The sequence below is a fragment of the Glacieibacterium frigidum genome, from assembly GCF_007097155.1.
Taxonomy (GTDB): domain Bacteria; phylum Pseudomonadota; class Alphaproteobacteria; order Sphingomonadales; family Sphingomonadaceae; genus Glacieibacterium; species Glacieibacterium frigidum.
In genome coordinates, this window is sequence record NZ_VJWA01000002.1 from 445,865 (window position 1) to 462,376 (window position 16,512).

The following is a 16,512-nucleotide window of genomic DNA, read 5'->3' on the forward strand; positions in this document are numbered from 1 at the left end:
AAGCGCGCCGCGGATCGGCCATAATCGGATCGACTAGGGGGACGTAATCAAACCCCCGGGAAGCGCGTCAGCAGGTCGCCGCCAGGCACGTGGGGCTCGCCGCGAAAGTTGAGCGCGTTGGCGAAGCGGTCGCGGCACGTCGCGAAACGCTTGTCGCAACCCTCGCGGAGCTCGACGCGGGTCCCCGCCGCCAGCGCGAAGGGCAGAGGCTCATCGAGGTCGAGCGTGTCCGCCCCCGTGTCGACGATGCGGCGGTCGAGCCCCGCATTCGGCCCCGCCAGCACGCGCAGACGGCCGCCGGCGAAGCGCGGGTCCGCGGCACTCACCGCCACCCGCCCCGGTTCGGCCTCGCTCGCCGTCGCAGCCACCGTCAGCCCCGCGAGATCGACGCGGCAGCGCGTGTCGCCGAGTTCGGCGCGGCATTCGGGGGAGCAGAGCTCGACGATGCTCGCGTCGAACGAAGCGGTCGGCCCGCGCAGTTCGGCGGTGAAGCTGCCGCCCTGCCCACTGGTGCTTTGCGACACCTCGCCCAAAGTGCCCCGCGCCAGCGGCAGGACCGCGCCGTGGGGCGCGCGCCAGTCGACCATGCTCACCGTCACGCGCGCGCCGTCGTAGCGCCCCGCGCTAAGGTCGGCGGCGGTGATCGCGGCGGCCGACAGCGCGCCCGCGACCTCCATCGTGTCGACCTCCAGCCCGTCGCCGGTCGAGATCGCCGACGGCACCATCCCCGGCGCGCTGTCGTAGGTCATGCCGCCGACGCCCAGCGGCGCATCGTGCGTGGTGAAGCCCAGCGTCACCCCGTCGGCGCGCGCGATGCGCCACAGGATGGCGAGGGTCGTGACTTCGGCGTCGATCATGCCTCACGCACCTCGATCAGCGAGACCGACGGCAGCTCGCCGGCGCGCCACCCCGCCAGCCCGACGTCGATACGGTCGTCGGCGAAACGGACGGGCACATCGAAGGCGAAGCTGGCCGCGACCGCTGCACCGGCGGGCGGCGCGACGGCGAAGTCGATGTTGCCGAAATCTGCGACCGTCCAGCCCGTCGCTGCGACCCCGTCGATCGTCACCGCGACGCTGTCCGCCACCGGCCGCGTGATGCGCCGCACCTGCGCGTCGTCGCCCTCGCCATAGGTCTTCACCAGTTCGAAGCGCGTGCGCACCCCGTCGCCCTGCCCCAGCGGCTCGACGATCGCGTCATTGTCGAGCGGGTCGTTGAAGCGGAAGGCGTGCGCCTGCCCGCGGCGCGCGCGAAAGAAGGCGATCAGCGCGCTCAAATCGGCTTCCGACCGCACCCCGACGCCGGCGTCATAGTGCAGCCGCGCGTCCGCCCAGCCGCTGTTGCGCTGCTCGTACCCCGACCCCGTGGTGACGACCTGGGTCGAGAATTGCGGGCCCCCGGTCGCGCCGTAGCCGAGGTCGAGCGGGAAGCGCACGTCGTGGAAGGCCGGCACGGTCTCGTCTCCTGCGATGTCGAAATAGGTCAGCCCGTCGCGCGCGATCTGCGGCCAGGCCCAGAGGAAGGTCTCGGCGACGGCCCGCGCACGCGCGGCGTCCGCCGCCGCGACGATGCGCGGCCAGTCGGCGGGGCCAAGCGCGAAGCCCGACAGGTAATGCTGGCGCGCGAGTGGATAGCCGAGCGCATCGCCCAGCGCCCGCGTCCGCACCTGCCCTGCGAAGTCGCCGCCGGTGACGAAATCATAGTCCTCGAGCTGGAGGATATCGAACGCGGGACTGGCCCAGGCTGCGGGCAGGTTGGCGCGCACCAGGTCGGGCGCGTCGGTCCGCGCGACTTGCGGGGCGTAGAACAGCAGCAGCGTCTCGTCCGCGTCCGCCGCGTCGCGCAGGGCGAGCGTCGCCGCGCCGAGCTTGATGCCGAGCCAGTCGAGGAAGTCGCGCTTGGCCGCCGTCGTCATGCCGCGCACGTCGCGGATCTCGGGGGCGGTACGCCCGGTATCGGCGAGGTACGCCTCGCGCGTCGCGGCGTCATAGGCGCACAGCCGCTGGTCCGGCCCCGCCCACCACCACGGCTCGCCGACCTGGAAACGGACCGGCTGTCCGCTCGCGCGCGCCAGTGCGGCGAAGTCGGCGGCGGTGCCCTGCAGCCACGCCATCGCGGGCGCCGAGCAGGGCGACAACAGGGTCGAGGGCGGGGTGTATCCCGTCGCGGCAGGCGCGCCGTCGGCGTCGCGCTGCTTCCAGTCGGCCGGGCACATCGCGTCGAACAGCTCGAACGACAGCGACAGGATGACCTCGAGCCCCGCGGCGCGGCAGCGGCTCAGCAGGTCGGCATGCCACGCCGCCGCCGGCGCCGCGATGCCGCCGCTCGCAAGCCCGTCGGGGCCGAGCGCGGGGAAGTGGCTCATGCCCACATAGTGATCGACGAGGTCGGTGTAGCCGAGCTGCAGCCAGTTCCGCACCAGCCGCGCGGGCGTCAGGTTATAGCTGTCGTCGTACCCGCTCGCGATGCGCAAGCCGTGCGGCGGCACGAAGGCGTCGCCGATCGCGAGCACCGACCCCGGTCCGTCGCACGCGATGTCCGACAGCTCGAGCACCCCCGCCCCGGGGCTGCCGTCAGGCACCAGCGAGACGAACATGCGGTCGATATCGCCCGCCCACACGCGGCTCGCCTCGGCGGGCAGCAGGAAGCCGCCGTCGAGCGCGTCGAAATCGAGCGCGACGATGCAGTCGGCGGGCGTGCCTTCGGCGTAGTTCCACAGGCGGACGTACCAGGTGCGGGGCTCGCCCGCGGCGTCGCGCCCTTCGATGGTCAGGACCGAGCCGCCGACGGCATCGAGCGGCACCACCCCCGACGCCTGCCAGCGGAAACGCAGCGTACAGCCGCGATAGTCGCGGTTGGTCGCGTACCCCAGCAGCGGGTGGTCGTAGCGGTCCTCGCTCGCCCAGATCAGACCCGCGAGGTCGCCGGGCTGCTGGAATGCCAGGTCGACGCGCAGGGACCGCGGCCCCGTCGTCACCACCGACGCCAGCATCGGGCGCGGGAAGTCGACCGTCCAGAAGCGCGGGTCGAAGCGCTTGACCCAGTCGGTACGCCGCCGGTCGGCGGCGGTTGCCAGCCAGTGCCCCATCACGCACCCGCCTTGTCGAGCGCGCGCGACACCGCGCGGGCAACCTGCGCGCCGGTCTGCGCCATGACGCGCGGCGCGGCATCGCGCGGCGCGGCGACGTTGACCGTGACGTTGACCGTGCCGCGCCCACCGAGCGGCTGGACGCGCCCGGCGGCGGTCGGCACGAAGAGTTCGGGGCCACGCTCACCAACCAGGTACGCACTGCCCCCGGTGACCGGGCCGCCGGTGGCGCGGCCGGGTTTGCCGCCGAACAGGCTGGCGATCGAGCCGAGCAGCCCGCCGCCCCCTCCCCCGCTGCCGCCGAACAGCGCGCCGAGGTCGGCCTTGACCGCGCTCGCGGCGATGTCCGCGAGTGCCGCGACGGCGACGCGCTTCAGGTCGTCGAAGCCGAACTTGCCCGTCGTCACGGCGCGGCTCAGCGCGCGTTCGAGGCCGCGTGCGGCAGTGTCGAGCCCGCTCGCCAGCGGCCCGTCGAGCTGCGCGCGCATGTCGGCGACGCCGCTCGTGAAGCCGCTGGTATCGGCGCGCACGCGCACCACCAGCGTGTCCAGTTCATCCATCGGGGTATGCCTCCATCAGACGCCGCAGCACGTCGCCGTCGCCCGGGGTTTCGGGTGGCGGGCCGAGCGCCAGGCGCAGGTCGGCGGGCGTCGCCGCCCAGAAAATGTCGGGGGTCCAGCCCAGCCCCTGCGCGATGTGCGCGGCGCGGGCGGCGGCGGACGCGAAGTCAGCGCCCACCCAGGATCTGCCCGAGGAGCACGCGCAGCGCCGGCGTCGCGGCCGCAAGGCCTCCCGCGACCAGCGCGTCGCAGAAGGCCCCACGCTCGCCGGAATCGATGGCGCAGTGCCACAGCAGCCCGGCGAGTTCGTTCAGCGTCAGCCCGCCGCCCGCCGCGCGCTCGACGAGTGCGAACAGTGGGCCTAGTTCGCCCTCGGCGGCGACCAGCGCCGCGAAGGTCGGGCGTAGCGTTATGGTGCGGCCTGCCACGGTCAGCGCCGCCTCCCCCCTCACGGGGTTGGCGCTTGCGCCAGACGAACCAGCGACAGCGTTCACGACACCACCACTTCGCCCGAGCTTTCGAGCGCCAGCGTGTAGGTCCGCTCGCCGTTGAAATCCCCGGCGTAATCGAGGCGGGTGATCAGGAAGCGCCCGGTCAGCCGCTCGCCGCTCTCGAACGACACCTGATAGTCGTCGAGCGTGCCCGCCAGCGCCGACGCCTTGACCCGCGCCTCCGCCACCGTGCCCGAGAACACCCCCGCGCCGCTGAGCGACACCGAGCGCACCCCCGCCCCCGACAGCAATTCGCGCCAGCCGCCCGAGCCCTTGTTGGTGATCACCACGCTGTCGGCGTTGACGCTCAGCTGCGTCGTGCGCAGCCCGGCGATCGTCGTGTAGGCGGGCGGCACCGCGCCGTCGCCGACCTTCAGCAGGAAGGCCGAGCCCTTCTCGGAAGCCATATCGGTTCTCCAATCTTGGAAGTTCGTCCTGCTGGCGAACGCCAGCACCCATGGTGGTCCGATCCCGATGTTTTGAGGTCGCGCCGGGGTGGGTGCTGGCGTTCGCCAGCATGACGGTGGGAGGAATGAGCGTCAGATCATCTCGGTACGGATGCGAAAATCGGCGACGCCGTGGCTCCAGCCTTCGGGGTCGCGTTCGACGAAGCTGCGGACGAACAGGACATGCGCGATTCGGACACCGTCCTGGTTTCCCGACAGCGCCAGCACCGCCGCCTCGACCTGGCCGAGCAGCGCCTTGACGCGCGTGCGGCCCGGCGCGTCGTCCCACACGCCGATCAGGACACGATGCTCGCGGCCCTGGCTCGTCTTGGTCGACCAGTCGGTCATGCTGTCGGGGCCGATCGTCAGGTAGGGCGCGGGCGACGACACCGGCACGGTGTCGAACACCGGGGCGATGCCCTGCAGCGCCGCGCGCAGCGCCGCCTGGACGGCAAGCGAGGCGCTCACCGAACCAGTCCGGTAAGCCGCGGGTCGGGCAGCGACCGCCGCGAGCCGAAGGCGCGGGCGCGCAGCCCGGGCGCGGTCAGCAGCACGTCGGCACCGTCGCGGGTCACGGCGACGCCGGGCAGTTCGGCGATCGCGGCGGCCGCCAGCGCATCGCCGGCGCGTGCCGCGGCGTCGCGTCCGCGTACCTCGATGGCACGCAGCAGGGTCTGGAAATCGGTCATCCGCGGTCCTCCACCAACAGGGTCGTTCGGTCGCGCGCGCGGGGGTCGGGCTCGACGCGCAGCACGCTGAGGACGCGGCCGCGCCAGCGCACGCGCGTCGTCAGCGAGACGTCGCGGACACGCAGCGTCAGCCGGTAGCGCGGCCGCGCGACACGCCCCTCGCCCAGCACCGCGGGGCCGTGGTCGGCGGGCACCAACGCCCCCCAGGCGTCGCCGCCCGGCAGCCACTCGCCCCCCTCGGGCGTCCCCGCCCAGTCCTCGAGCCCGACGCGCTCGCGCAGGGAGCCGCTGAATTCGGTCATGATTTCCTCCTTCAGATCGCCAAAGCCCGCCACGGGCGCCACAGCGCGGTCACCCCCGCGGGCAATCCCTCGGCCGCCTCGTCGCGCGCCGCGAACAGCTGCGCGGCACAGCGCACGATCCCGGCGCGGACGCTCTCCGGAATGCCGTTCCAATCGGCGGCCAGCCCCGCGCGTGCCGAAACGGTGACGCGCGTCGTGGCGTCGCCCGACAACAGCCGGACCCAGCCGACGCCGTGGCGATCGATGTCGATCTCGCACGCCCCGGCCGGCAGCGGCCCGTCGGCGCCCGTCACGCCGGTGATCGCGACGACGGGCACCGGCATCAGCCGCTGCCACCCGCCGCTCCCCGCCAGCACGGCAGTGAAGTCGCGCGCGATCAGCCACCGGCCGGTGAACGCCTCCGCCATGTCGGTCGCGGCGCGAACCAGCCCGGCGATCACCGCGTCCTCATGGCCGTCGTCGAGGCGCAGATACGCCTTGACCTCGTCGACCCCGACCGGGGTAACGCCCGCGATCATCAGCGTTGCTCGATACGCAGCGTCACCGAGCGTTCGTCGGTGCGGCCGTCGCTGAGCGTGACGCGGTTAGCGACGCGGTACAGCTTGCCCGGCTCGCCGCCCGCCAGCGTCGCGGCGGTGCGCGTCGCGCTCCCCAGCTCGCCGGTGACGCGCACGCCCTCGGCCTCGTCGGGGGTGACGGCCCACACCGATCCGGTGATCGTCTGGCCCTGCAGATAGGCTGCGCCCCAGTCGACGGCGTAGTCGATTCCCGCCTGGGGGTCTTTCAGGAAGATGGTCATTGTTCACCTTTCCCCTCCCCCACTGGGGGAGGGACCGGCGCGAAGCGCCAGGGAGGGGTTGGGAGAGGGTGCGTCGAAGCAGCGTCGCGGCAAAGCCGCGCCGTCGGATGGGTTGAGCGGGCAGGCCGCTCACCCGCCGTCCGGCTTCGCGCGAGTCCGCGCGCAGCTAACGAGTGCAAGCGCACTCGCTTCGCTGCGCTCGGCCGCGCTTCAGCTGGGCGCCCCAATCTCCACCGCCCACGTCCCGATGCTCACCGTGCCGCCCGCGGGCAGCGCCTGCGCCGGGCAGGTCGTGACGTAGAGCAACGTCGAGGTCGCCGGATCGAGCAGGGCGATATGGTCGGCGGTGCCCGCCGCGACGACGCTCAGTCCCGACTTGGCCGCGACGGTCACCTTACGGCCCGAGATGTCGCCGGCTGCGAGCGCGAAGTCGCCCGCCGCCAGCGTCGCCTCGGCGAGCTTGCCCGCGTCGGCAGCGGCGTAGGTCGCTGGCTGGCCCGCCACCGCGACCATGCGCGTCGCGGTCGCGACGAGGTTCAGCGCACCGTCGAGGACGGCGCCGTTCACGAATTTTGCCATGTGTCAGTCTCCAGTGGTGGTGAAAAATCAGCAGACCAGCAGCAACCGGTCCGGTTCGACGACCTGCACGCGCACCTCGCCCGAGATGCGCATCAGGCGGGCGGTCGCGAACACCAGGTCGGGCAGCACCGCCGCCCCGAAATCGCGCGTGCCGTGGCTGGCCGAGGCGGGCGCGAGCATGACCGTCTCGAGGGTCAGCAAGGGCGATCCCGCGAGCGACGCGAGCATCGACGGGGCTGGCATCAGCTCCGCCGACCAGAAGGTTGCCGGTGACGTCGCCAGCTGCAGGCTGCGTGCGCCGTACGGCCCCAGCTCCCCCGCCCACGCGATCAGCGGCGACCCCGACCCCGACGCCGAGAGCGCCCCGGCAGGCGCCAGCGCGACCGCGACCACCGCCGGCACGTCGTTGGCACCGCTGGCGAAGGTTGTGCCGCGCACTGCGCCGGTCCGGTCGCGATCGACATTGGCGCGGCGGGCGCGCCCGGCGGTCAGCGACGTTGCAGCCGGGCGGTAGGTGCCGCCCCCCGTGCCCGTGCCATAGGCCGAGCGGTCGTCGGGCCAGTTCGCCGCCGCGCCGACCGTCTGGACGCTGCGCACGCCCATATATTCGAACGCGAAATTGCCTGCAGACGCATGCCGGCCGAAATCGACATTCGCCTCGAAGCCGACCCCGTAGGTAATCGACCAGGTGTCGACCATGTGCGGGCGATAGCCGTTGGGGGTGCCGCGCATCGTGGCGGTCTGCGGGTCGTTGAAGGCGTCGTGCTTGGTCGGTGCCCAGTCGAAGACGTTGTTCGCGACCCGGTTGCCGAACGCCTGGTTGAGCACGGTGTTGGTGTCGGCGACGCTCGTCACCGGCGGGTCCGAATAGAAGAGGTTGCAGCGCTCGCCGGCGAAGCTGTTCCCCTCGACGATGTTGTAGCTCATCGTCGCGAGGATCTCCTCGCCGAAGGAGAAGAACGGCTGCTGGTCGGTGCCGATGCGCTCGCACAGGTTGTTGACGAAGGCGAGGCGGCGATAGCTGGGGTTGGGCGTGCCCGCCATCGCCGCGGGAACCGCCACCGTCGTCCAGGCGCGGCCCTTGACGCTGCGCAGGTCGACGCCGGTGATGACGACGTCCTCGCTGTTGCCCTGCGTCACCACGGCCTGGCCGCCGACCCCGGCGATGACACCCGTCGCGGTGCTGTCCTCGGTCGCCGGGATGAAGCGCCCGCCCAGGACGGCAGCGGCGTCGGCGGTGCGGCTCCACTCGCAATTGCGCAGCAGGCCGATCAGCTGCGTCGACCCGCCGAAGCGGCTGCCCGAACGCCACCAGCGCGAGCGCACCGCGTTCAGCGGCAATTGCCCCGCAACCGCGCCGAGGAACGCCGTGACGGCGCTGCCCTCGCTGCCCGCCTTGCCGCGCACCTCGACGTTTTCGAGGGTGCAATAGGCGGTGCCCGATCCGAACAGCGCGGTGCCGCCGATCTCCAGGCGCAGGTTGCGATAATTGAGCCGAGTGACGCGCGCGATGGGCGCGCTGGCCTGCGTCCGCAGGATGCAGTTGGCGCGCGGGTCGGCGTCGTCGGGGTCGCCCTCCACGACGACCGGCAGCTCCGACGACGTCAGGCCGAACGACACCGTCGTCGAACCCGGGACATGGGTGCCCGCCGCGAGCCGGATCATCGCGCCGTCGGTCGCCCGCAGCGCACTCGCGCCGCCGTTCGCCGCAGTGAGGGTGCGGTTGGCGAGGTACAGCGCCTGGATCGCGGTGGTGATGTTGGCCGGGCGCGACCCCAAAGCCAGCGCCTTCGCCGCCGCGTGGCTGGGCTGCACCATCGCGAGGCTGGCGGTCGTGGTGCCGGCGGGATCGACGAACAGATATTGCCCGGCATAGCGAGTGCCCGCAGGGTCGTAGCCGACGACGTGCGGCCGCTGCGCGCTGTCGCCGTAGCCCGCGGTGGCGAGGCCGGTCATGCTGCGCGTGCCGGCCGGATCGGTCGAGCGCATCGCGCCCAGCCAGGGGTAGACCTCGGCATCGCAGCGCAGCAGCCCGGCGGTCAGCGCCGTCGCGGTCGCCGGGTCGATGGTCACGCGGTAGCAGCGCAGCGCGTCGCCGTACGCGGTGGAGGTCGACAGCGCGGTCGCCCAGGCGGTCTTGACGGTGGTGCCGTCGGTGACGGTGAACTTGACCCCCGCAACCGGCGCCACACCCTGCGGATGGTGCGAGAAGGCGACGAGCTCGACGTCGAAGGCGCCGGTCTCCCGGCGATAGCCGAGCCGCGCCCAGCGGAAGATCGGCACCGCCGCGACGAAGGTCGAGTTGTTGGTGACGGCGATCCCCGCCTGCGCCGCCGCGCCGCTGCGCCAGCCGGCGAGCACGGTGCAGGCGACGCTGGTCTCGGTCGCGTGGACGAACTCGGACAGCGCCAGGCGGACGGTGACGGTGCCGTTGCCGTTGTCGGTCTCGTCGATGACGGGCGTGGTGGGCGACGCCGGGTTGACGGGTTTGCGCAGGGGCTTGGTGGCGACCAGCGTGCGGGCGCTGGGGTTTGAGGCGACCGTGCCGCCCGACGGCGCGAAGCCGGGGTGGACGCACGCCAGCGCGACGCGGGGGCTGCCGTCGGGGTCGAGGGCGTAGGTGGCGAAGCTGCCGGGGGTGCCGGTGACGGTCAGGCGCAGCACCCAGCCGTTCGCCTCCACCGAGGCGGCGGTGATTGTCATAGCGGTTCCTTTGGATTGATCGCTCCCCTCCCCTTCAGGGGAGGCGCGAGAGACGCGCGGCACGCGCGGCCCGGGGGTGGGGCAGGCCGCGATCACCCAACGTCCCCACCCCCCGACCCCCTCCCCTGAAGGGGAGGGGGAGCAAGCGTCAGCTCACGGCGAACTTCATCAGCTTCAGCGCATGCGCGTTGACCAGCGCCCCGCCGACGCGCCGCGTCGCGTAGAAGTGCACGAACGGCTTGTTCGAATAGGGATCGCGAAGCACCTGCGTCGCGGTCCGGTCGGCGATCAGGTACGCCGCCTCGAAATTGCCGAAGGCCACGGCCAAGCTGTTCGTCGCGATGTCGGGCATCGCCTCGGCCTCGACGACCGGATAGCCGAGCAAAGTCGCGGGCTGGCCGGCGGTCATCGCGGGCTGCCAGAGATACTGGCCCGTCGTGTCCTTCAGCTGGCGCGTCTTCGACAGCGTCGCGGCGCTCATCACGAAGCACGCCCCCTGCCGGTACGGCGCCCGCAGCGCATGGACGAGGTCGATCAGCTTGTCGGCGCTCGCGAAGCCGGTCGTCGACCCGCTCGGAAGGTACTGGACGGTGCCGAAGGGGCGCGTCGCGTCGTCGGCGGTGCTCGTCGGATAGGTCAGGAAGCCCTTGGGCTTGGTCAGGCCGTCGCCGTTCACGAACGCCACCCCCTCGGCACGCGCGAATTCGCGGCCGATCTCGCCCGCCAGCCACGCCTCGACGTCGAACATCGCATCGTCGAGCATCGCCTGGCTGGCCGCCGGGTTGGCGTACAGCTCGCCCATCGGCGGCGCGATCTCCTGAAAGGCGTCGGTCGCGGTCTCGGGGCGCGGGCCCGTCTCGCTGACCCAGCCGCTGGCGATGCCGCCGACCGCGATCAGCTTGCGGTAGCCCGCCGAACCGATCTGGACCACCTGCGCGATCGACCGGATCGGCGAGATCGACTTGAGCACCCGGTCGATCGCGGCGTCGATCTCGCGCGGCACCGCGACGCCGCCGTCGCCGGGCGTCGTGCCGTTCATCGACTTGGTCTCGGCGACCTCAAGGCCCTTGCGCAGGTAACGCTCGGTAAAGCCGTGGCTCACGGGCACGTCGGCCTTCAGCGCGGGGCGCGACAGCGGCAGCGCGTTCAATCGCGCGACATCGGCCTTCAGCGCGGCGATATCGGTCGCCGTGGTGTCGGCGTGCGCCTCGAACACGCCCTCGAGGGCATCCGCCTTGGTTTCATAGGTCATGCAGTCTCTCCTTAAAAATCTTGCGCGAAGGCGATCACCCGCGCCGCGCGTTGCATCGGAAAGGTCACCAGCGAGACTTCGAGCAGGTCGAGCGCGAGCAGCTCGCGCGTCCCCCGCCCCGGGCGGCTGGCGCGCACCCGGTAGCCGAACGACAGCCCGTCGAGGGCGCCGGCCTTGAGCAGGGTCGCGGCATCGTTCCCCCGCCGCGTATCGGCAATGCGCGCCACGACCCGCAGCCCGCGGGCATCCTCGGACAGGCTCTCGACGAACCCGATCGGCTCGTCGGTCGCGTGCTGCCACAGCAGCGGCACTCGCGGGCTCGCGTCGGCAAAGGCGCCGCGCCGCACGACGTCGCCGCCGCTGTCGGGCGCGTCGAAGATGCTGGCATAACCCGCCAGCCTCATCGCACCATCCCCAGCTTGATCGCGAGACCCAGGATCAGCAGCGCGATCATCCCGCGAACCGCCCAGGTGACGACGGCGCGCGCGGCGCTCGACTTGGCGTCGCGCCAGCCCTGGACGAGCTGGCGCAGGTCGCCGATGTCCTTGCCCGCGGCCTCGTCGTGCAGGCCGATGCGGCTCAGCGCGCGCGTCGCGCCCGCCTCGCTCGCGGCCTCGACCAGGTCGATCAATTGTGCCGCATCGGCACCCTGCGCACTCGCCGCGGCGAGCAGCTTGCTGACGTTCATGAATTCACTCCCAACAATGCGCGCTTCTCGTCGTCGGACAGGAAGGCGGCGCCCGCGACCTGCCCCCACAGCCGCGCGCGGTCCTCCGACAGGGCCGGAATCGCGTCGCGGTCGATGTCGAGCACCAGGTCGGGCCACCAGTCCTGCAGATGCCGCGACAGGCCGCCCAGGATGCGCGCGCACAGCGGCAGCAGCGTCAGCCGCCACAGCGCCATGTTGGCCTCGCGGTAATTGGCGTAGGTCGCGTCGCCGGGCAGGCCGAGCAGCATCGGCGGCACCCCGAACGCCAGCGCGATCTCGCGGCTGGCGGTGTCTCGGACGCGGACGAAGTCCATCTCCGCAGGCGTCAGCGACAGCGGCTGCCAGCGCATCCCGCCATCGAGCAGCATGGGGCGCCCGGCGTTCGCCGCACCCATGTACTGCTCACCCATCTGGTCCTTCAGCCGCTCGTACTGCGCCGCCGACAGCGCCGATCCGTCGCCGGGTTCGTAGACCAGCGCGCCGCTCGGCCGCGCCGCATTGTCGAGCAGCGACTTGTTCCAGCGCGCCGCCGCATTGTGGACGTCGACCGCGCTTGCCGCCGCCCCCAGGCAACCGAGCCCATAGTGATCGTCGAGCGGGTGGTACGCCCGCAGGTGCAGCAGCCCCGCCGCATCGCCCCGCGTCTCCGCCGGATAGCGCGTCGCGACATCACCGGCACGATACAGATACGCCACCGGCCAGCCGCTCGCATCGGCCTCCACCGTCAGGCGCTCTGGCCGCAGCGCGTACAGCGCGACGGGCAGTCCGGCGGCCCCCAGCGCCACCTCGACATAGGCATTGCCGTGAAGGAGCAGGTTTGCCGCGATGGTTTCGAGGAGCGCACCGTCGCGGCCGAGCAATGCCAGCGCCGGATGGCCGGCGGGGGTCGACTGGATCGGCGCACCGGCGACGCCTTCCGCGATCAGCCGCACGCTGCGCTGCGCCACCGGATTGGCGAGGAAGGCGGCGCGGACCTGCGCCTCGTAACTGCGCGGCGGGTCGGATTGCGCCCAGGCGCTGAGCCACGGCGCGCGCGGCACCGACGCGCGGGCGCGCTTGGTGAGGAAGGGGAATTTCATATGTGGGCCTCTCTCGATTGGAGGTGGCGCAAAATCTTCGTCATCCCCGCGAAGGCGGGGACCCAAGGTCACCGATCGCGGACAAAGGGGTGCCGGTGTCGAAGCGAAGTCCGTGACTTTGGGTCCCCGCCTTCGCGGGGATGACGACAGGGTGCGCGCCACTTGGCGCGCCCGCGTTCACAACATCCGCACACCCGGCTCGGCGCGGCGCTTACCCAGCATCAGCTCGGTCAGCGCCCACACCAGCGCGTCGGCGCGGTCGGGCGACCCCGGCCCGTCCCACGCGCCGCCGCGGCCGAGCGCGCACATCTCGTCCTCGAGGTCCGGGAACACGCCGGCGTGGCTGACGCGCCCCGCGTCGTAGAGCGCCGCCACCGGCTCGGCGCGCGCCACCTTGCCGGCGCTCGCGTGCACCGCGCGGACGTTGAGGTTACTGTCGACCCCGCGCAGCGTGTGGGTGACCATCGTGCCGCCGTTGTTCGCCTCGGCGATCACCAGATCGGCCCCGAAGTCGTCCGCCGCCGCGACCACTGCCCTTGCCCACGCCGCCGGCTGCAAGCCCTGGACGCTGCGGTCGGCGAGCACGATGCCGCGCCCCTTGGCGTCGAGCCCCGCGACGACGATCCCGCAGGCGTCGGCCCGCGCCCCCGCCCCGGCGGGCGGATCGACCGCGACGACGATGCGCACGCAGGGCGGCGCCGAGCCGATACGGCACGCCTCCAGTCCCTCGCGCGACCACAGCGCGCCTTCGGTCGCGTCGACGAATTCGCCGTCGAGCTCCTGCCGCCCGCGTGCCGTGCCGGCATAGTCGCGGGTCAGCCCCTCGACGAAGGGCGCCGGCAGGTTCGCGGCATTGTCCGCCGTGCGGCCACGCGTCGTCACCACGCCGGGGGCCACGGCGAGCTGCTTCAGCCAGCGCAGCGGCTTGGGCGTCGTGGTTAGCAGCAGCCGCGGATGGTCGCCCAGCCGCAGCGCCATGCGCAGGTTCGCGAGCACCGCGTCGCCGCGGTCCCAGTGCGCCGCCTCGTCGCCCCAGGCGAAGTGGAAGCTGGGCCCGCGAACCTGTTCGGTGTCGGCGGCCGAGAACAGCATCGCCGACGAGCCCCCCGGCCAGGCGAGGCGACGGCGCGCGGGCGAGAAGTTGATCGCCGGGTTGCGCGCCAGCAACCCCGCCTCCCCCTCGACCATCACCGCGCGCGCGTCGGCGGCGGTCGCGGCGATCAGCGCGATGCGGGCGCCGGGGCAGCCGATCGCCAACTCGTCGATGAAGGCAGCGCCAGTCGCTGTCTTGCCGAAGCCGCGACCCGCGAGGATCAGCCAGGTGGTCCAGTCGCCTTTCGGCGGCTTTTGCGGGCCGCGCACCATGAAGCTTTCGGCAACCGCCACGGCGTCGTCGGCTGGGATCGCCGCGACCTGGTCGACGGTCAGCGCGTCATCGGCGCTCATGCCGCGGTGGCCGGAGTCGTCGCCGGCAACAGCCCTGCGGCCCTCACGGCTTCCGCCATGGTGATCAGGCTGCCACCGTCGTTGAGACGGCGGAGGATCGACGTGCGTGCCGCCGCGACGCGCTCGGGGGTCAGTTCGACAAAGCGCCCCGTTCCCGGCTGGCGGCTGCGCTTGGCGTCGTAGCGATCGAGCAGCTTGAGCACGGTGCCGGCTTCGTGGCGCACGCTTCGCTTTTCGATTCCACCGACGACATCGACATTGACGAAGCCGTGAATCGACTGATGCAGCAGGCGCCCGAAGGCGCGGTCGACCGCCTCGTCGCGTGCGGCGGCCCAGGCGGCAGCGAACTTCATGTCGCGGCGGCGCAGGCCATAGGGTGTCGAGCCCGACACACCGGCGGCTTCGGCAGCGTCACGCGCGCAGCCCGATTCTGCCAGCCGATCCAGAAAGATGCGCTGGCGTGCGTTGCTAAACGTCCGGCGGCTGCTGTCATGGTCGAGCGGTCGCCCGAGCACGGCGTTGACCTGTGCATCGAACTCCGGATGGCGTCGGCGATAATGGCTGACGGCGGGGTTGCCGATTCCCGCCGCGCTGGCAGCGGCTACAAGCGAATGCGTCTCGGCCAGTGCCGCGAAATAAGCAGCGGAACGAACCGGATCGGCGAGCGCAGGGGTACGATGGGGCATCGACCGGGACCTTTCGGACAGGCGCGCGGCCTCCGGCGACGGCAATGGGCCGGTCGGGGAAGGCAGCGCGTAAATTGCGGGGTTCGCCGTGGACGCGATTCGTCAGGCTGGGTTTCGTATAGCCTGAAGCGTTGCGCTAGTCAAGCATTTTGTGCGTTTTTGGTTCGTTTCTCTTCCCCCCTCCCTCTTCAGGGAGGGGTCGGGGGTGGGTGCCGCCGGCTTCGGCGGCCTGTTGACAGGCACCGGCGACGCCCTCGGGCCACTCACGCGCGTACTCGTTGGCAAAGCGCAGGACCGTCCAGCCTTGCGCTTCAAGATACCGGGTCCGTGCGGCGTCATAGGCCTCGGTCGCGTCGTGCGAGCGGCCATCGAGTTCGACCACGATCCGCGCAGTCCGGCAGGCGAAGTCGGCGATGAACGGGCCGATCGGGAGCTGGCGGGTAAAGCGCGGGCTGACGTGCCGAAGCTGTCGCCAGACGGCGCGCTCGGCTGGGGTAGCATTATTGCGAAGCTCGCGGGCGCGCTTGGTGAGCGGAGGGGCGACGCGCTTCATCGTGGCAGGCTAATCCGCAGGGCGTTGCGCGCCAAGCGGCGCGCACCCACCCCTAACCCCTCCCTGAAGAGGGAGGGGGATCCGCTCGGCCCTGCTGCTCCCCTCCCTCTTCAGGGAGGGAAGTGGGTGGGTGCGGCGCGCTTGCGCCGCTCTTCCCCACCTTGACGCCGCCCCCCGCCCCCCGCACCGTCGCCTCACCCCCAAGGGAGCATCACATGCAGGTTCTGCGCACGCCCGATAACCGGTTCGCAAACCTGCCCGATTATCCGTTCGCGCCGCACTACCGTACCGTGACCGACGCCGAATCGGGGGAGGCGCTGCGGATCCACTGTGTCGACGAGGGGCCGCACGACGCCGCGCCCGTGCTGCTGATGCACGGCGAGCCGAGCTGGTCGTATTTGTACCGCCACTTCGTCGGGCCGTTGGCCGCCAGGGGCCACCGCGTCGTCGCGCCCGATCTGGTCGGCTTCGGGCGCTCGGACAAGCCCGCGGCGCTGTCGGACTACACCTACGAGCGCCACGTCGCGTGGATGAGTGACTGGCTGACCGGGGTCGACCTGCACCACATCACCCTGTTCTGCCAGGATTGGGGCGGACTGATCGGGCTGCGCCTCGTCGCGGCTTTCCCGGAACGGTTCGCGCGGCTCGTCATCGCCAACACCGGGCTGCCGGTCGGGACGGGCTGGTCGGCGGGCTTCGAGCAGTGGCGCGAGTACAGCCAGTCGGTGCCCGAATTTCCCGCCGGCGCGATCCTCAACCGCGGTTCTGTGCGCGAGCTGAGCCCGCAGGAGATCGCCGCCTACGACGCGCCCTTCCCCGACGAGAGCTACAAGGCGGGGGCGCGCATCTTTCCCACACTGGTTCCCGTCACCCCGGAGCACGCCTCGGTCGCCGAGAACCGCGCGGCGTGGGAGGTGCTGAGCCGCTTCGACCGCCCCGTCGTCACCGCGTTCAGCGACCGCGACGCGGTCACCGCAGGCGGCGAGCGCATCTTCATCGAGCGCATCCCCGGTGCGAAGGGCCAGCCGCACCGGATCGTGCCCGGCGGCCACTTCCTGCAGGAGGACTCGGCCGACGCGCTCGTCGAGCTGATCGACGGGTTCGTGCGCGCCTGACCTCTCAGGCTCTGA

General features: G+C 71.9%; 21 protein-coding genes. 1 reads left to right on the forward strand and 20 read right to left on the reverse strand.

The features are described from left to right. Positions 1 to 47 precede the first annotated feature (47 nt). From FMM06_RS11635 to FMM06_RS11730, 20 genes are all read right to left on the reverse strand, one after another. Positions 48 to 857, reverse strand: a complete 810-nt coding sequence (locus FMM06_RS11635; protein ID WP_144237561.1) for a DUF2163 domain-containing protein — start codon at positions 855 to 857, stop codon at positions 48 to 50. Then, complete coding sequence (locus FMM06_RS11640) at positions 854 to 3,088, reverse strand: DUF2460 domain-containing protein (protein WP_144237562.1); 2,235 nt, start codon at positions 3,086 to 3,088, stop codon at positions 854 to 856. Before FMM06_RS11640 ends, FMM06_RS11635 begins: the two co-directional genes overlap by 4 nt. Next, complete coding sequence (locus FMM06_RS11645) at positions 3,088 to 3,648, reverse strand: tail tape measure protein (RefSeq protein ID WP_144237563.1); 561 nt, start codon at positions 3,646 to 3,648, stop codon at positions 3,088 to 3,090. The genes FMM06_RS11640 and FMM06_RS11645 overlap by 1 nt, the downstream gene beginning before the upstream one ends. Beyond that, entirely contained in the window at positions 3,641 to 3,826 is a 186-nt protein-coding gene (locus FMM06_RS11650; RefSeq protein WP_144237564.1) for a phage tail assembly chaperone, read from the reverse strand. Before FMM06_RS11650 ends, FMM06_RS11645 begins: the two co-directional genes overlap by 8 nt. Then, positions 3,816 to 4,100, reverse strand: coding sequence for a gene transfer agent family protein (locus tag FMM06_RS11655; RefSeq protein WP_235889290.1), 285 nt, complete (start codon positions 4,098 to 4,100; stop codon positions 3,816 to 3,818). Before FMM06_RS11655 ends, FMM06_RS11650 begins: the two co-directional genes overlap by 11 nt. A 38-nt stretch (positions 4,101 to 4,138) precedes the next feature. Then, on the reverse strand, positions 4,139 to 4,546 hold the full coding sequence (locus FMM06_RS11660) for a phage major tail protein, TP901-1 family (protein ID WP_144237566.1): 408 nt from the start codon (positions 4,544 to 4,546) through the stop codon (positions 4,139 to 4,141). Between the two features lie 132 nt (positions 4,547 to 4,678). Continuing rightward, on the reverse strand, positions 4,679 to 5,053 hold the full coding sequence (locus tag FMM06_RS11665; RefSeq protein WP_144237567.1) for a DUF3168 domain-containing protein: 375 nt from the start codon (positions 5,051 to 5,053) through the stop codon (positions 4,679 to 4,681). Continuing rightward, on the reverse strand, positions 5,050 to 5,274 hold the full coding sequence (locus tag FMM06_RS11670) for a hypothetical protein (RefSeq protein ID WP_144237568.1): 225 nt from the start codon (positions 5,272 to 5,274) through the stop codon (positions 5,050 to 5,052). The genes FMM06_RS11665 and FMM06_RS11670 overlap by 4 nt, the downstream gene beginning before the upstream one ends. Further along, positions 5,271 to 5,576 carry a head-tail adaptor protein gene (locus FMM06_RS11675; protein ID WP_144237569.1) on the reverse strand — a complete coding sequence of 102 codons (306 nt, stop codon included), beginning with the start codon at positions 5,574 to 5,576 and terminating at the stop codon, positions 5,271 to 5,273. Before FMM06_RS11675 ends, FMM06_RS11670 begins: the two co-directional genes overlap by 4 nt. An 11-nt stretch (positions 5,577 to 5,587) precedes the next feature. Beyond that, complete coding sequence (locus tag FMM06_RS11680; protein WP_144237570.1) at positions 5,588 to 6,094, reverse strand: head-tail connector protein; 507 nt, start codon at positions 6,092 to 6,094, stop codon at positions 5,588 to 5,590. Then, positions 6,094 to 6,375 (reverse strand): phage fiber-tail adaptor protein, encoded by a 282-nt coding sequence (locus tag FMM06_RS11685; protein ID WP_144237571.1) that lies wholly within the window; start codon positions 6,373 to 6,375, stop codon positions 6,094 to 6,096. The genes FMM06_RS11680 and FMM06_RS11685 overlap by 1 nt, the downstream gene beginning before the upstream one ends. Before the next feature lie 210 nt (positions 6,376 to 6,585). Further along, on the reverse strand, positions 6,586 to 6,954 hold the full coding sequence (locus FMM06_RS11690) for a hypothetical protein (RefSeq protein WP_144237572.1): 369 nt from the start codon (positions 6,952 to 6,954) through the stop codon (positions 6,586 to 6,588). A gap of 27 nt (positions 6,955 to 6,981) precedes the next feature. After that, positions 6,982 to 9,657: a hypothetical protein gene (locus FMM06_RS11695; RefSeq protein WP_144237573.1), complete on the reverse strand. Its 2,676-nt coding sequence runs from the start codon at positions 9,655 to 9,657 to the stop codon at positions 6,982 to 6,984. 148 nt (positions 9,658 to 9,805) lie between these two features. Beyond that, a complete protein-coding gene (locus FMM06_RS11700; RefSeq protein ID WP_144237574.1) occupies positions 9,806 to 10,909 on the reverse strand; it encodes a phage major capsid protein in 1,104 nt (367 codons plus the stop codon). A gap of 11 nt (positions 10,910 to 10,920) precedes the next feature. Continuing rightward, complete coding sequence (locus tag FMM06_RS11705) at positions 10,921 to 11,313, reverse strand: HK97 family phage prohead protease (protein WP_144237575.1); 393 nt, start codon at positions 11,311 to 11,313, stop codon at positions 10,921 to 10,923. After that, the gene (locus FMM06_RS11710) at positions 11,310 to 11,597 is read right to left on the reverse strand and encodes a DUF6127 family protein (RefSeq protein WP_144237576.1); all 288 of its coding nucleotides are present in this window, start codon (positions 11,595 to 11,597) and stop codon (positions 11,310 to 11,312) included. The genes FMM06_RS11705 and FMM06_RS11710 overlap by 4 nt, the downstream gene beginning before the upstream one ends. Continuing rightward, positions 11,594 to 12,697: a phage portal protein gene (locus FMM06_RS11715; RefSeq protein ID WP_144237577.1), complete on the reverse strand. Its 1,104-nt coding sequence runs from the start codon at positions 12,695 to 12,697 to the stop codon at positions 11,594 to 11,596. Before FMM06_RS11715 ends, FMM06_RS11710 begins: the two co-directional genes overlap by 4 nt. Positions 12,698 to 12,874: 177 nt before the next feature. Then, positions 12,875 to 14,143, reverse strand: a complete 1,269-nt coding sequence (locus FMM06_RS11720) for a terminase large subunit domain-containing protein (RefSeq protein WP_144237578.1) — start codon at positions 14,141 to 14,143, stop codon at positions 12,875 to 12,877. After that, on the reverse strand, positions 14,140 to 14,874 hold the full coding sequence (locus FMM06_RS11725; RefSeq protein WP_144237579.1) for a hypothetical protein: 735 nt from the start codon (positions 14,872 to 14,874) through the stop codon (positions 14,140 to 14,142). Before FMM06_RS11725 ends, FMM06_RS11720 begins: the two co-directional genes overlap by 4 nt. Before the next feature lie 91 nt (positions 14,875 to 14,965). Beyond that, positions 14,966 to 15,382 (reverse strand): endonuclease domain-containing protein, encoded by a 417-nt coding sequence (locus FMM06_RS11730; protein ID WP_144237580.1) that lies wholly within the window; start codon positions 15,380 to 15,382, stop codon positions 14,966 to 14,968. A gap of 215 nt (positions 15,383 to 15,597) precedes the next feature. On the opposite strand from FMM06_RS11730, the gene FMM06_RS11735 reads away from it, so the two are divergent. Continuing rightward, positions 15,598 to 16,497 carry a haloalkane dehalogenase gene (locus tag FMM06_RS11735; protein ID WP_144237581.1) on the forward strand — a complete coding sequence of 300 codons (900 nt, stop codon included), beginning with the start codon at positions 15,598 to 15,600 and terminating at the stop codon, positions 16,495 to 16,497. The last annotated feature ends 15 nt before the right edge of the window (positions 16,498 to 16,512 follow it).